Annotated in this window: 14 protein-coding genes and 4 tRNA genes; 6 read left to right on the top strand and 12 right to left on the bottom strand. The window is 59.4% G+C overall.

Features of this window, described 5'->3' with window-relative positions; translation table 11 throughout:
• Positions 1–122 precede the first annotated feature (122 nt).
• The 5 genes from OK411_RS09565 to OK411_RS09545 all read right to left on the bottom strand — a co-directional run bounded on the left by OK411_RS09565 (position 123) and on the right by OK411_RS09545 (position 2,818).
• A complete protein-coding gene (locus tag OK411_RS09565) occupies positions 123–530 on the bottom strand; it encodes a sel1 repeat family protein (protein ID WP_264364780.1) in 408 nt (135 codons plus the stop codon).
• A complete protein-coding gene (locus tag OK411_RS09560) occupies positions 531–902 on the bottom strand; it encodes a hypothetical protein (RefSeq protein WP_003223109.1) in 372 nt (123 codons plus the stop codon).
• On the bottom strand, positions 899–1,240 hold the full coding sequence (locus OK411_RS09555; protein ID WP_076566752.1) for a helix-turn-helix domain-containing protein: 342 nt from the start codon (positions 1,238–1,240) through the stop codon (positions 899–901). Before OK411_RS09555 ends, OK411_RS09560 begins: the two co-directional genes overlap by 4 nt.
• Positions 1,241–1,352: 112 nt before the next feature.
• The gene (locus OK411_RS09550) at positions 1,353–1,808 is read right to left on the bottom strand and encodes a YkvA family protein (RefSeq protein ID WP_016773733.1); all 456 of its coding nucleotides are present in this window, start codon (positions 1,806–1,808) and stop codon (positions 1,353–1,355) included.
• A 293-nt stretch (positions 1,809–2,101) separates the two neighbouring features.
• A complete protein-coding gene (locus OK411_RS09545) occupies positions 2,102–2,818 on the bottom strand; it encodes an FKBP-type peptidyl-prolyl cis-trans isomerase (RefSeq protein WP_016773732.1) in 717 nt (238 codons plus the stop codon).
• Between the two features lie 269 nt (positions 2,819–3,087).
• Between OK411_RS09545 and OK411_RS09540 the strand changes: the two genes are divergently transcribed.
• The gene (locus tag OK411_RS09540) at positions 3,088–4,899 is read left to right on the top strand and encodes a cytochrome c (RefSeq protein WP_264364779.1); all 1,812 of its coding nucleotides are present in this window, start codon (positions 3,088–3,090) and stop codon (positions 4,897–4,899) included.
• Positions 4,896–6,065 (top strand): catalase family protein, encoded by a 1,170-nt coding sequence (locus tag OK411_RS09535; RefSeq protein ID WP_264364778.1) that lies wholly within the window; start codon positions 4,896–4,898, stop codon positions 6,063–6,065. The genes OK411_RS09540 and OK411_RS09535 overlap by 4 nt, the downstream gene beginning before the upstream one ends.
• Before the next feature lie 89 nt (positions 6,066–6,154).
• Here OK411_RS09535 and OK411_RS09530 read toward each other — a convergent pair.
• The 4 genes from OK411_RS09530 to OK411_RS09515 all read right to left on the bottom strand — a co-directional run bounded on the left by OK411_RS09530 (position 6,155) and on the right by OK411_RS09515 (position 6,688).
• Positions 6,155–6,231: transfer RNA gene (locus tag OK411_RS09530), tRNA-Asp, on the bottom strand.
• Positions 6,232–6,250: 19 nt separating this feature from the next.
• Positions 6,251–6,326 (bottom strand) — tRNA-Val (locus OK411_RS09525).
• A gap of 190 nt (positions 6,327–6,516) precedes the next feature.
• Positions 6,517–6,593: transfer RNA gene (locus OK411_RS09520), tRNA-Asp, on the bottom strand.
• 19 nt (positions 6,594–6,612) lie between these two features.
• Positions 6,613–6,688, bottom strand: a tRNA-Val gene (locus OK411_RS09515).
• A gap of 159 nt (positions 6,689–6,847) precedes the next feature.
• Between OK411_RS09515 and rdgC the strand changes: the two genes are divergently transcribed.
• From rdgC to sugE, 3 genes are all read left to right on the top strand, one after another.
• Positions 6,848–7,768, top strand: coding sequence for a recombination-associated protein RdgC (rdgC, locus tag OK411_RS09510; RefSeq protein ID WP_024012190.1), 921 nt, complete (start codon positions 6,848–6,850; stop codon positions 7,766–7,768).
• A gap of 143 nt (positions 7,769–7,911) precedes the next feature.
• Positions 7,912–8,877 carry a bile acid:sodium symporter family protein gene (locus OK411_RS09505; protein WP_041479525.1) on the top strand — a complete coding sequence of 322 codons (966 nt, stop codon included), beginning with the start codon at positions 7,912–7,914 and terminating at the stop codon, positions 8,875–8,877.
• 120 nt (positions 8,878–8,997) lie between these two features.
• Entirely contained in the window at positions 8,998–9,312 is a 315-nt protein-coding gene (gene sugE / locus OK411_RS09500) for a quaternary ammonium compound efflux SMR transporter SugE (RefSeq protein WP_024012188.1), read from the top strand.
• A gap of 114 nt (positions 9,313–9,426) precedes the next feature.
• On the opposite strand, the gene OK411_RS09495 is transcribed toward sugE, so the two are convergent.
• The 3 genes from OK411_RS09495 to OK411_RS09485 form a co-directional block, all read right to left on the bottom strand.
• The gene (locus OK411_RS09495) at positions 9,427–11,298 is read right to left on the bottom strand and encodes an MFS transporter (RefSeq protein WP_264364777.1); all 1,872 of its coding nucleotides are present in this window, start codon (positions 11,296–11,298) and stop codon (positions 9,427–9,429) included.
• A gap of 96 nt (positions 11,299–11,394) precedes the next feature.
• Entirely contained in the window at positions 11,395–12,546 is a 1,152-nt protein-coding gene (locus OK411_RS09490; RefSeq protein ID WP_264364776.1) for a TDT family transporter, read from the bottom strand.
• Between the two features lie 115 nt (positions 12,547–12,661).
• Positions 12,662–13,849: an MFS transporter gene (locus OK411_RS09485; RefSeq protein ID WP_264364825.1), complete on the bottom strand. Its 1,188-nt coding sequence runs from the start codon at positions 13,847–13,849 to the stop codon at positions 12,662–12,664.
• A gap of 103 nt (positions 13,850–13,952) precedes the next feature.
• Between OK411_RS09485 and OK411_RS09480 the strand changes: the two genes are divergently transcribed.
• The gene (locus OK411_RS09480; protein ID WP_264364775.1) at positions 13,953–14,495 is read left to right on the top strand and encodes a TetR/AcrR family transcriptional regulator; all 543 of its coding nucleotides are present in this window, start codon (positions 13,953–13,955) and stop codon (positions 14,493–14,495) included.
• The last annotated feature ends 8 nt before the right edge of the window (positions 14,496–14,503 follow it).

Genomic DNA, 14,503 nt, shown 5'->3' with positions numbered 1-14,503 from the left:
AGTAGGCAAAGGATGTAGGACTAATCTGCAATCCAGCATCAAGCGAAAAACGTGCAGGCAGAAACGTAAACGCGGCGTGAGGAAAACCTCACGACGCGTTTACTTAGAAGACATACATGGAATTACTGCGTTGAATCACCAGCCTTCAGCTGTTGCAGCTTCAGCTCGGCCAACGGGTGGCCGGCCTTGGCGGCCATGCTCCACCAACGAGCGGCCTCAACGGGATCCGGCGCCTTGCTCGGCGTACCGGCGAGGCTGATCACGCCGACTTGATAAGCGGCTTTACCGTCGCCGGCCAACGCCGCCAGACGCAGCAGACGCACGCCTTCTTCACGCGCGCCTAGCCCGACGCCGCGAAAAGTCAGAATGTACCCATAAAAGCTTTGAGCATCGACATTGCCGAGGTTGGCCATGCGCGCAAACTGGCCTTCGAGCCAGCGCCAGCCACGCGGCTGGCGAACGAACCACGACCAATGAAACAGCCGGCGGGCCAGCCAATAACCGGCCCGCGCCTTGAGCCGCAGAAACACTCAGGCCTCCGCCGATTCCGGGTATTCGTATTCGAAGACCCGCACCACTTCCGACGCATGCCAGGACGCCGCTGCAACGCCATCTGACGGCCCGGAAAAGCGCCCCAGACGCTCGACACATTCAAAGAACCCGGTACGCGGCAAACGACTCGCGCCCTGACTGATGACCAGCGAACTGCGCAACGGCTGCTCGGCTTTGGCATCCAGTGCGGCCAGATGCTCCAGCGCAGCCGTCAGCGTCTGCATCGCCGGCGTCGGCAGCTGCAAACGCTCAAGCAAGGCTCGATAAGTCAGAAGATGGCGCTGACGGCGCGCCTGGTCCAGTTCCCCCAGCAATCCGTCCCAATGTTGACGGCTGATGCGTACGCTCACGATTCGTCCCTCCAACCCGGCACCGTCAGTTCCCAGGCCAGGCTGCGGCGAATCGCGGCGTCGGGCTGACGCTCACCACTTTCGATCATGGCCAGGTAAGACGGGCTGATGCCTACCGTGCGGGCCAGCGCCTCGATGGCGATGCCCTTCCCTTCGCGCAAACTGCGTAATTGATCCAGACCCGGAAGAATCGGCTCCGGCGAGGTGGCGAGCGGCGCTGCTGGCTGCTGCGCCGGTGTTGCGTTGATCCCTGCTGCTTTCAGTAAAGCCTGATATTGAGCCCACGGCAGAACCGCGTATTCGGGTTCGCCATCGCGTGCAATTATCTGAATATCCATGACTACCCCGTAGGACAACACCACTTAGCGAGTCGGCACTTTTCCCTAGAAGTGTAATCCTAACAGCGGCTAAGGTCGCGAGTGGTATCTATCTGTAGGCAGACTTGGTCAGTCAGGGCTTTTTCGGGCCTTGCAACTGCAATTGTTCAGGGGTATCAGGGAGGCGTTCAACCACGGCCAGCTTTTCGGGTTGCTGGCGTTTGCGCCACAGGCGGAAGGCGTTGAGTTCGTCATCGAGGGTTTTCATCAACCAGGCGAGGACAGCGATGTCATCGAGCATGCCGAACATGGGAATGAAATCCGGAATGGCATCGACCGGGCTGAGGAAATACATCAGACCCGCCACCACCGAAATCAGCGACTTGGCACTGATCGCGCGATACTCGCCACGCCAGTAGGCCAGGCATAACGACTGCAGCAAGCGCAGATCATCCTTGAGTTTGCCCAAGCGATTGCCTTGCGCGGCGCCTTTGCTGGCCACCGCAAACAATAGGGTCGGCAGGCGTCCACGGGCCAGCAGGCGACCGGCCAACGGCAGGAATCGAGCGAAATTCCACGGAGCTTTCATCTATTCTTCCCGTTGAAATGTTATCCACACAAATTGTGGATAACCTTGTGAACAGAGCTGCATTTCAGCGCTGAGAGCCCCGTTTCATAAGGGCTGCGCTCAGATCGGGCGTTTTTTACTCACATAAAAAAGCCCAATATTTCATTGACTTGGCAGCTCAGGGCGTCTAGCGCGGGCAGCCTCAAAGCTATGACTGTGTTGAACGGCGTCAGTTCGCTCTGTTTACCTTTCCTGACCTGCAGATGCAACAACGCCCCGCATAAGCGAGGCGTTGTTGGCGATGCCGTTGCGTGTTACTTGGCAGCGGCGTCTTCTTTGGCTGGATCCTTGATGGCCAGCAGTTCCAGATCGAAAACCAGAACCGAGTTGGCCGGGATTGCCGGGCTTGGCGACTGAGCGCCGTAAGCCAGATCGCTAGGGATGTACAGTTTGTACTTCTCGCCAACGTGCATCAGTTGCAGACCTTCAACCCAACCCGGGATCACGCCACTGACTGGCAGATCGATCGGGCTGCCGCGCTCGACGGAGCTGTCGAACACGGTGCCGTTGGTCAGCTTGCCGGTGTAGTGAACAGTGACGACGTCGGTCGGCTTAGGCTGTGGGCCATCGGCTTTCTTCACTACTTCGTACTGCAGGCCCGAAGCGGTGGTGGTGACACCGGCCTTCTTGCCGTTTTCTTCGAGGAATTTCTTGCCGGCGGCTGCCGACTCTTCACTCATCTTGGCCATACGCTCTTCAGCACGCTTTTGCAGCGAGGCGAAGGCTTCGACCAGTTCTTCATCTTTCAGCTTCTGTTCTTTCTTGCCAACGGCATCTTCGATGCCCTGGGCTACCGCTTTGGAGTCCAGATCATCCATGCCTTCCTGGGCAAGGCTTTTGCCCATGTTCAGGCCGATGCCGTAGGAAGCTTTTTGCGCCGGGGTTTTCAGCTCTACGCTGGTCTGCGAGTCACAACCCGCGAGTACCAGGCTAACCAGGGCTACCGCCGCCGCCAACCGATGCTGTTTCATGCTATTTCCTTGTTCATGCGCCGAATGGGCAATCGAGTAAAGCCGCGAGCTTATCAGGCCGCCACGACCAATGGCTACCGGCATGAGAGCAGGAATCTTCCGATAAGTTCAGGGATTAAAACGCATTTGGACGATGGCTGGATGAAGCTTCTGTCATCCGTGGACGACAAGGCTCGTCGGCTCACGACTCAGCATCTGGCGTAATGGCCACTTGCCCAGCCAGCGCCGCTCAGGCATAACAGCGCAACAATTCGACAAGGATGTTCAACTTGCGCCTCTTATTCCGCGTTATCAGTCTGGTGATCGTGCTGGCGTTAATCGCCGTGGCGGTGATTACCTATTACGTCGCCAACCCGAAATTGCCCTTCTACACCCCGCCGCAACAGGTACGTTACCTGGATCAATGGAGCGAAGAGCAACGGCAGACCTACTACTTCACGCCCCAAGGTACGCAAGTCAAAGGCCTGCGTTACGAGTGGTTCCAGGCATTGGAATTGCCCTTCTCCGAGCAGCGCTTCGCCTCCCCTGAATATCTCGCCCGTTTCGGCTTCCTGGTCGACCCGCAGCAGAAAGCGAGCGCGAACAACCCCGGCAACCTCCCCGTCGGTTTTGCCCGGCACCAGAATCCTGGCAACGCCTCCGAGCACTATCTGGACATCACCTGCGCCGCTTGCCACACCGGCGAGTTGCGCTTCAAAGGCCAGGCCGTGCGCATCGATGGCGGCACCGCGCAACACGTGCTGCCTTCCAGCGTTCCTACTTTGCGCGGTGGCAGTTTCGGACAGGCCCTGGTCGCCAGTCTCGCCTTGACTTACTACAACCCATGGAAGTTTGAGCGCTTCGCCCGCCAGGTGCTCGGAGATGATTACGAAGCGCGCCGCGAACAATTGCGCAGCGAGTTCAAGACCTCGCTGAACACCTTCGTCAAAGTGGCCTGGAACGACACTCATCGCGGCCTGTACCCGACCGAGGAAGGCCCGGGGCGTACCGACGCGTTTGGACGAATTGCCAACGCTACGTTTGGCGATGCGATTTCCCCTGCCAACTACCGCGTGGCCGATGCCCCGGTGGATTACCCGCAGCTGTGGGACATGTGGACGTTCGACTGGGTGCAGTGGAACGGCTCGGCCCAGCAGCCGATGGCGCGCAATATCGGCGAAGCGCTCGGCGTCGGTGCCACGCTGAATTTCTTCGACGCCAACGGTCAGCCGCTGCAAGGCGCTGCGCGCTATCCCTCCAGCGTGCGCGTGCGCGATCTGCACGCCATCGAAGAAACCTTGCAGCAGCTGAAGCCGCCAACCTGGCCGGAAGATCTGTTCGGTGCGATCGACAAGCCGCTGGCCGCCAGAGGCCGCGCGCTGTTCGCGGAAAACTGCGCCGGCTGCCATGTCCCGCGCCAATCGCAGGAAGGCGAACGCTGGGTGCAGCACTTGCACATGATTCCCGTGGAGGTGATCGGCACCGATCCGAATGCGGCCAACAACATTGCCAGTCACCGTTTCGACCTGAGCGCACTGCAATGGGATGTCAATGAGCTGAAAAAGATGGACGTCAAACTGCACCCCGAACCCAAGGAGCCGCTTGATCTGAGCCAATTGTCGGTGGCCAAGGGCCTGGCTTACGTCACCGCATTCGTGGAAAACCGTGCCTATCGCGACGCGCAGATCACGCCGGAAGAAGAACCGCGCATGGATGGTTTCGGCCTGCCGATCGGCGTGCGCGAGAAAGTCGCTTACAAGGCTCGACCGCTGGCAGGCGTTTGGGCGACTGCGCCGTTTCTGCACAACGGTTCGGTGCCGAGCATCTATCAGTTGCTGTCACCGCAGGATGAGCGCTCCACCACCTTCTATAAAGGCACGCTCGAATACGACCCGCGCCACCTCGGCTATCGCACCGAGCCTTTCACCAACGGTTTTCTGTTCGACACGCGCATCAGCGGCAACCACAACAGCGGCCACGAATTCCGCGCCGGCGCTCGCGGCAACGGAGTGATCGGCCGACTCCTGCAACCCGAGGAGCGCTGGGCGCTGCTCGAATACCTGAAAGTCCTGGGCGGACCACTGGAGGCGCAGTTGCCATGATCATGCCGACATTCAAAAAAGAACTGCCGCCACTCGCGCGTTTCTGGCTGTGGTTGGGGCGTTTGCTTGGCAAGACGCTGCTGATCCTGCTGGTCATCGCCCTGCTCGGCTGGGCCATCGCCACCGCATGGTTTGCCTGGCAGCATCGCGGGCCGGTGTCCGCGCAGGAACAGATTCCAGCAGGCGAAGCGGCGATGACCCAGGACGTCATCCAAACCGCAGTGCGCATCGTCGACCAGCACCGCGAACCCACGCGTTATCTGCGCGATGCCCACGCCAAGGCGCATGGCTGCGTGAAGGCGCAAGTGCAGGTGTTACCGGAACTGGCGCAATCGCTGCGACAGGGTGTGTTCAGCGAGCCGGGCAAGACCTGGCAGGCGCTGATCCGGTTGTCCAACGGCAATGCCTATCCGCAATTCGACAGCATTCGCGACGCGCGCGGGATGGCAATCAAGCTGTTCGAGGTTCCTGGCACGCAACTGCTCGGCAATCGCCAGGAGCAGCATGAACAGGATTTCGTGATGTTCAGCCATCCGAATTTCTTTGTCAGCAATGTCGCCGAGTACCGTCAGAATGTGGCGGCGCAGGCTGACGGCAAGAAGGTCATGGCGTTTTTTCCGACATGGGATCCGCGCACTTGGCAGGTCCGCCATCTGTTTATCGCCTTGGCCACTCTGTCACCGCCGCCGGACAGTCCGACCGAGACCACATATTTCTCGGTATCGCCCTACAAGTTCGGTGAGGCCAATGCGAAATTCCGCGTCGTGCCGGATCCGGACAGTTGCCCGGCGTATACGTTGCCCAAACAGAATCACGACCAGCCGAATTTCCTGCGCAGTGCACTGAATCAGCAGTTGTCGACGGATCGGGTGCCGGCGTGCTTCGCCTTGCAGATCCAGCGCCAGGACGCGAATAAGTACATGCCGATCGAGGACACGAGCATTGAGTGGCGTGAGCAGGATGCGCCTTTTGCAACGGTGGCGCGGATCACCCTGCCCGCGCAGGACTTCGACACGCCGGCGCTGAATCTGCAATGCGACAACCTGTCGTTCAATCCGTGGTTCGGCATCGAGGCGCATCGGCCGATTGGCGGGATCAATCGCTTGCGCAAGGCAGTGTACGAGGCGGTGAGCGATTATCGGCATGCCCGCAATGCGGTGCAGTAGCGCGGCGATTTTATAAATCGCAGACAGCAAAAAGCCCGCACAAGGCGGGCTTTTTGTGGTGTCTGGCGTTCAGTTCCAGATACCGAATATGGCGCAGCGGACGGGACTCGAACCCGCGACCCCCGGCGTGACAGGCCGGTATTCTAACCGACTGAACTACCGCTGCGCGAAACGCTTGAAACGAATGGTGGGTGATGACGGGATCGAACCGCCGACATTCTGCTTGTAAGGCAGACGCTCTCCCAGCTGAGCTAATCACCCTTCGCTTCGTTACGGGGCGCATTATGCCACAGGTTTTCGTAAAGTGTTGATTTAATTGAATATTTTTCAAAAAAATCTGAAAACCGGTGAAACGATACATCCCGCGGGTACAACCTTGAGACAGAAAAAAACCCGCTTCAGCGGGTTTTTCCGTGGCGACCTGGCGTTCAGTGGTCCAGGTTACCGAATATGGCGCAGCGGACGGGACTCGAACCCGCGACCCCCGGCGTGACAGGCCGGTATTCTAACCGACTGAACTACCGCTGCGCTAAACACTTGAAACGAATGGTGGGTGATGACGGGATCGAACCGCCGACATTCTGCTTGTAAGGCAGACGCTCTCCCAGCTGAGCTAATCACCCTTCGCTTCGGTGTGGCGCGCATTCTACGGAGCACCCCAACCTCTGGCAAGCACTTTTTTAAATAATTTTCCGAGGCCTTCCAAAGGCTTAGAGAAGGGTTGGCCTATGCCCCGGCGAAGACAATAATGCCCCCCTTTGTATAAAGGAGTGACTCGCCCCATGTGGTTCAAGAACCTGCTGATCTATCGCCTGACCCAAGACCTGCCTGTCGATGCCGAGGCGCTGGAAACTGCACTGGCGACCAAACTGGCGCGGCCGTGTGCAAGCCAGGAGCTGACCACTTACGGTTTCGTCGCACCATTCGGCAAGGGCGAAGATGCGCCGCTGGTGCATGTCAGCGGCGATTTCCTGCTGATCTCTGCGCGCAAGGAAGAACGCATTCTGCCGGGCAGCGTCGTGCGTGACGCGGTCAAGGAAAAGGTCGAAGAGATCGAGGCCGAGCAGATGCGCAAGGTCTATAAGAAGGAACGCGATCAGATCAAGGATGAAATCATCCAGGCCTTTCTGCCGCGCGCGTTCATTCGTCGTTCGTCGACCTTTGCCGCGATCGCGCCGAAACAGGGCCTGATCCTGGTCAACTCGGCCAGCCCGAAACGCGCCGAAGACCTGCTTTCGACCCTGCGCGAAGTGATCGGCACCCTGCCCGTGCGTCCGCTCACCGTGAAAATGGCACCGACTGCGGTGATGACCGAGTGGGTCACCACGCAGAAAGCCGCCGACGATTTCTATGTGCTGGACGAGTGCGAACTGCGCGACACCCACGAAGACGGCGGCATCGTCCGTTGCAAACGCCAAGACCTGACCAGCGAAGAAATCCAGCTGCACCTGAGCACCGGCAAAGTCGTCACTCAGCTGTCGCTGGCCTGGCAGGACAAACTGTCGTTCATGCTCGACGACAAGATGACCGTCAAACGCCTGAAATTCGAGGATCTGTTGCAGGATCAGGCGGAACAGGACGGTGGCGACGAAGCCCTGGGCCAACTGGATGCCAGCTTCACCCTGATGATGCTGACCTTCGGCGACTTCCTGCCGGCACTGGTTGAAGCGTTGGGTGGGGAAGAGATGCCGCAGGGGATCTGACACTGACGAGTATTTAACCTGTGGGAGCGAGCCTGCTCGCGAATGCGGTGTGCCAACAACATTAATGTGTCTGGCTCACCGCATTCGCGAGCAGGCTCGCTCCCACAATGTTTTGTGGTGTAACCAAAAATAAGGATCAAGCCATGCGCGCACTGGCTGCACTCAGCCGCTTTGTCGGCAATACCTTCGCTTACTGGGTTCTGATATTCGCCGTCGTGGCCTTTCTGCAACCGGCGTGGTTCATCGGCCTGAAAAGCGCGATCGTACCGCTGCTGGGTCTGGTGATGTTCGGCATGGGCCTGACCCTCAAACTCGACGATTTCGCTGCCGTCGCTCGCCATCCGTGGCGGGTGGCGCTGGGCGTGGTTGCGCACTTCGTGATCATGCCCGGTGTAGCGTGGTTGCTTTGCCAGGTGTTTCATCTGCCGCCGGAAATCGCCGTCGGGGTGATTCTGGTCGGCTGCTGCCCGAGCGGTACCTCCTCAAACGTGATGACCTGGCTGGCGCGCGGTGATCTGGCGCTTTCCGTGGCGATTGCTGCGGTCACTACCCTCCTCGCCCCATTGCTGACTCCGGCGCTGATCTGGCTGCTGGCCTCGGCATGGTTGCCGGTATCGTTCATGGAGCTGTTCTGGTCGATCCTGCAAGTGGTGCTGTTGCCGATCGTCCTCGGCGTGGTCGCGCAGCGGCTGCTCGGCGACAAGGTGCGGCATGCGGTGGATGTGTTGCCGCTGGTGTCGGTGGTCAGCATCGTGATTATTGTCACCGCCGTGGTCGCGGCGAGTCAGGCGAAAATCGCCGAGTCCGGCCTGCTGATCATGGCCGTGGTCATGCTGCACAACAGCTTCGGTTATCTGCTCGGCTACTTCACCGGGCGCCTGTTCGGCCTGCCGCTGGCTCAGCGCAAGTCGCTGGCACTGGAAGTCGGCATGCAGAATTCGGGACTGGGCGCGGCATTGGCCAGTGCGCACTTCTCGCCACTGGCGGCGGTGCCGAGCGCGCTGTTCAGCGTTTGGCACAATATTTCCGGAGCACTGCTGTCGACGTACTTCCGGCGCATGAGCGAGAAGGAAGACCGCGACAACCTCGCGCAACGGGCTGCCGATTGAGGCTGAAAACTTGATCCCCGGGTTAATGCTCGTCACTATATTGCGCAACGCGGGGACGACCCTGCGGCTCGATCGAGTCATTCATCTGGGGACGACCCCGTCAATCGATGGAGGTCCTGCATGTCCTGGATCATTCTGTTTTGCGCCGGCCTGTTCGAAGTCGGCTGGGCCGTCGGCCTGAAATACACCGACGGCTTCACCCGCCCGCTCCCCACCGCCCTCACCGTTGCCGCCATGGCCATCAGCCTTGGTTTGCTCGGTCTGGCGATGAAGGAATTGCCGCTGGGTACAGCCTATGCGATCTGGACCGGCGTAGGTGCGGTGGGCACGGTGATCGCCGGGATCATTCTGTTCGGTGAGTCGATGGCATTGATTCGGCTGGTCAGTGTGGCGTTGATCGTCACGGGTTTGATAGGCCTTAAAGTCAGCGCTTAAGCCACTAGCGTCTTCGCGAGCAGGCTCGCTCCCACATTCAACCGCGTTCCGTCATTGGAATACGGCCAACTGTGGGAGCGAGCCTGCTTGCAAAGGGGCCTTTTAATACACCGACTATCTAACGGATCCGCGCAACTCCCCCACCAACACCTGCAACTTCGCCGGCTCCGTCCCTTCGGTAATCGCCGGCCCCGCCACCAGCGTCACCCGCGACCACAAGCGATGGAACAAGCCCTTGTTCGGATCGCGACTAAAGAAACTCCCCCACAATCCTTGCAACGCCAGCGGAATCACCGGTACCGGCGTCTCCTCCAGAATCCGCGTCACGCCGCCGCGAAACTCGTTGATCTCGCCATCGGCGGTCAATTTACCTTCCGGGAAAATGCACACCAGCTCACCGTCCTTCAGATATTGGGCAATGCGCGTGAAGGCTTTTTCGTAGATCTGGATATCCTCCTGGCGTCCGGCAATCGGAATCGCGCCCGCCGTGCGAAAGATGAAGTTCAGCACCGGCAGGTTGTAGATCTTGTAGTACATGACAAAGCGAATCGGCCTACGCACGGCACCGCCGATGAGCAAGGCGTCAACGAACGACACGTGGTTGCACACCAACAGCGCCGCGCCCTCGTCCGGGATCGCTTCAAGGTTGCGATGTTCGACGCGGTACATGGAATGGCTGAGCAGCCAGATCATGAAACGCATGCTGAATTCCGGAACGATCTTGAAGATGTAGGCGTTGACGCCGATGTTCAGCAGCGACACCACCAGGAACAGTTGCGGGATCGACAGCTTGGCAACGCTCAACAAGACGATCGAAACAATCGCCGACACCACCATAAACAGCGCGTTGAGAATGTTGTTGGCGGCAATCACCCGTGCCCGTTCGTTTTCAGCCGTGCGCGACTGGATCAGCGCGTAAAGCGGCACAATATAGAAACCACCGAAAATGCCCAGGCCAAGGATGTCGATCAACACCGCCCAGGTGTGCACGAAGCCCAGCACCGCAATCCAGCTATGGCCGGTGACGCTGTCCGGGATCCCACCGGAATGCCACCACAGCAACAGGCCGAACACGGTCAGGCCAAACGAGCCAAACGGCACCAGTCCGATCTCGACTTTGCGCCCTGAGAGTTTCTCGCAGAGCATCGAACCCAGCGCGATGCCCACCGAGAACACGGTCAGGATCAGCGTGACCACGGTTTCGTCACCGTGCATCCATTCCTTGGCGTAGGCCGGGATCTGCGTCAGGTAGATCGCCCCGACGAACCAGAACCACGAGTTGCCGACAATCGAGCGCGACACCGCAGGCGTCTGGCCCAGACCGAGTTTCAACGTCGCCCAGGACTGGCTGAAGATATTCCAGTTCAGGTGCATTTCCGGCGACGAGGCCGCCGCGCGCGGAATGCTGCGGCTGGCCAGATAACCCAGCACGGCGATGCCGACGATGGCGGCAGAGACCACTGGCGCGTAGTGCTCGGTCGACATCATGATCCCGGCGCCGATGGTGCCGGCGAGAATTGCCAGAAACGTGCCCATTTCCACCAGACCGTTGCCGCCGACCAGTTCATCGTCGCGCAAGGCCTGCGGCAGGATCGAATACTTCACCGGGCCGAACAACGCCGAGTGAGTGCCCATGGCGAACAGTGCCACCAGCATCAGCGACAGATGATCGAAGAGGAAGCCGATCGATCCTACGGCCATGATGGCGATTTCCGCGAGCTTGATCAGACGGATCAGCGCGTCCTTGGCGAATTTTTCCCCGAACTGCCCGGCCAGCGCCGAGAACAGGAAAAACGGCAGGATAAACAGCAGCGCGCAGAGGTTGACCCAGATCGAGCGATCGCCCTCGATGGTCAGCCGATAGAGGATGGCGAGGATCAATGACTGCTTGAACACATTGTCGTTGAACGCGCCGAGCGACTGGGTAATAAAGAAGGGCAAAAAGCGCCGGGTGCGCAACAGGTTGAACTGTGAGGGGTGACTCATCTTCCGTGTTTCCTGATGTTAGGTAGTGAGGCCTGGGTGCTTGTTATTGGAATCCCGCACCACGATCCAGGCCACACCTTACCTAAACTTTTCGGATTATTTCTTCAAACCTGCAATACACGGCGAGACAAACAGCTCGCCTCGCCACGCGCCCTGCACGGTGCGCTTGCCGACGATCAGCCACATTGCCGCCAACAAAATCACCAGCGCCGTACCGAACACACTGAAAAATGTCAGGTTGAGGACGCTTGCCAGTTTCAGCGTTGCCAGCGAATACACGCCCAATGGGAAGGTGAAGCCCCACCAGCCGAGGTTGAACGGAATGCCGTCACGCAGATAACGCACGGTGATCAGCAGCGCCATCAACATCCACCACAGACCAAAACCCCACAGCGTGATCCCAGCGACCAGACCCAGACCTGAAGCAATTTCACCGACGCCGGGCAGACCATTCGCGGCAAAAATCGCTGGTGCCTCACCGCCCAACAGCAACATGCCCAGCGCACCGGTGCCGATCGGACCCAGCGCCAGCCAGCTCGACGCGGCCATGTTTTCGTGGGGCAGTTTGTGCAAGGCCATGCGCAGCAACAGAATGGTGAGAATGCTGAACGCCACTGGCAGGGAGAATGCCCAAAGCACATAGCTGGTAGTCAGTACGATCAGTTGCCCATGGGCGTCGGTCAGATGCGGGGCGAGCAAGCCGCCGCTGGCCGCTGCCACTTCCGCCGCCACCACCGGCAGCAACCAGACCGCGGTCATCTGATCGATGCTGTGTTCCTGGCGGGTAAACATCATGTACGGAATCAGCACACCGCAGGCCAGCGACATCGCCACATCGATCCACCACAACACTTCAACAAGTTGAATAACACCGTCGCCCCAGCGCGGCAGGCCGAACAACAGAAAGCCGTTAATGATCGTCGCCAGGCCCATGGGAATGGTGCCGAAGAACATCGACACGGTGGAATGACCGAAAATCCGCCGGGCCTCGTCAAAGAACAAAATCCAGCGCGCGGCGTAGGCAGCGGTAAACAGGCTGAACAAGAGAATGTTGAACAGCCACAGCCCCTCGGCCACGGCGCGCAATCCGGGAATGGCCAGCGGCAACTGAGCAAGTGCCAATGCCAGCACACCGGTACCCATGGTCGCGGCGAACCAGTTCGGGGTGAACTGGCGGATCACTTCACGCGGATGTTGAAGCTGGCTGAAAGGTTTGTAGCCGGGGGTGACGCTGTTGGGGCAAATCATCATGAACTCCTGTCCTCTGGTGAGGTTGAGCCCATGGTAGATCCGAATCGAATATCTATATAACGGGTAATATCTCTAACTGTTATCTGTTTTACAGATAAACGCCTACACGCGTTCACGAAGCGCTGCAAACTCTGCCCGCCTGCGGACGCAGGCTGAGCAGCAGCGCAGCCACGGCCAGCACAATCAAGACAGTACCGTAACCGTCGGTGGTCGCCAGCAGTCCAAAGTTGCGCGCCAGATAACCGGCCAGCAGCGCCGGCAAACAGAACGCCAAGTAACTGAGCACGTAATAAGCCGACATTAACCCGGCTCGTTCATGCGGCAAAGCCAGCGGCACCAGACTGCGCACCGCACCGAGGAAACCCGAACCAAAGCCGCAACCGGCGACCAGTGTGCCGAAGAAAAACAGCGGCAGACTGGCGCCATGTACTCCGAGCAGAATCAGGATCAGCCCGACCGGCAGCAGACTTGCCCCCAGCCGCAGCGCCTGAGCGGCCGGGCGATTGCGCATCATGAAGATCATCAATGCGCCGGTCACGGTGAGCGCCGCTACCGTAGCGCCACCGATCAGATTAGAAGTGGAGCCCGTCGCGGTGCGCACCAACGACGGTGCCAGCGAGGCATAAAAACCACCGAGCGCCCAGGTTGCGGTGTTGAGTGGCAGCACGCGCCACAACGTTGAACGCGCTTGCACCGGCACGTGCAGGGTCGGCCGCAACGAGGCCAATGCCCCGCCTTGCCGCGAAACACTTTCCGGCAGGCGCCAGACATACACGCCTTGCAACACGAACAGCGCCAACAGTAACCAGTAAGTCAACTGCAACGGCGCCGGCGCGAATTCTGCCAGCAAGCCACAACCCAAACCGCCCAGCGCCATCCCCAGTAACGGCGCAACACTGTTGATCAGCGGCCCCTGCTGACGGTCGGTGTCGAGCAGCGTTGCGCTCAATACGGCAGTGGCCATGCCGGTGGCAAAACCCTGCAACACCCGTGCGCTGATCAACCAAGCCACGCTATCGGCATAGATGAACAGCAACATGGCCAGCGAATTGAGCAACACGGCGGCGAAGATCACCGGTTTGCGTCCGAGATGGTCAGAAAGCGAACCGACCGTCAGCAACGCTGCCAACAGACTGAAAGCATAAACGGCGAAGATCAGCGTCAATATCGCTGCCGAGAAATGCAGTTGATCCTGATACAAGTGATACAACGGCGTCGGCGCGGTGGAAGCGGCGAGAAAACTGAGTAAGGTGATCGCCAGAAACCACAAGCTGGACCGGTGGGAAGCGACACTATTCAAGGGGCTTGTCATGGGCATACTCCGCAAAAGCTAATTTTTTGCTTTTGCGGAGTGTGCTACCGCCTCGCGCTTAAAGCAAATTCTTTGTGTTAAGGTCTGCCGCATGGCTATTAGAGAAGGTTTACGCCCCGGTGGCCGCAGTGCCCGGGTGCAAGAGTCGATTCATTCGGCGGTCAATGCGCTGCTGCAAGAGCAGGAACGTTCCACCGTGACCGTCCCGCAAATTGCCGCCCGTGCGGGGGTCACGCCGTCGACGATCTATCGGCGCTGGGGCGATCTGGCGGCATTGCTCGCCGACGTCGCCCTCGCCCGCATGCGTCCCGACAGCGAACCGGCAGAGACGGGCAGCCTGCGCGGCGATATCCGTGCGTGGGCCGAGCAATATCTGGACGAGATGAGCTCGGAGGTCGGGCGCAACATGCTGCGTGACGTGCAGGCGAGTGCGACGCCTGGCTATTGCGTGACGATCATCGGTGCGCAGTTGCAGACCATTGTCGATCGCTATCCGCATGAGAAAACGCCGAGTGTCGATCGCTTGATCAATCTGGTGGTGGCGCCGGTGGTGTTCCGGATTCTGTTTTCGGCGGCGGCGCTGGAGGTGGATGAGTTGCATCGGTTGATCGATATTGCATTGCGGCAGGACTGACGCCTTCG

It is taken from the genome of Pseudomonas sp. RG1, from assembly GCF_025910115.1.
GTDB lineage: Bacteria > Pseudomonadota > Gammaproteobacteria > Pseudomonadales > Pseudomonadaceae > Aquipseudomonas > Aquipseudomonas atacamensis.
This window is presented reverse-complemented; position numbering and strand designations above follow the sequence as displayed.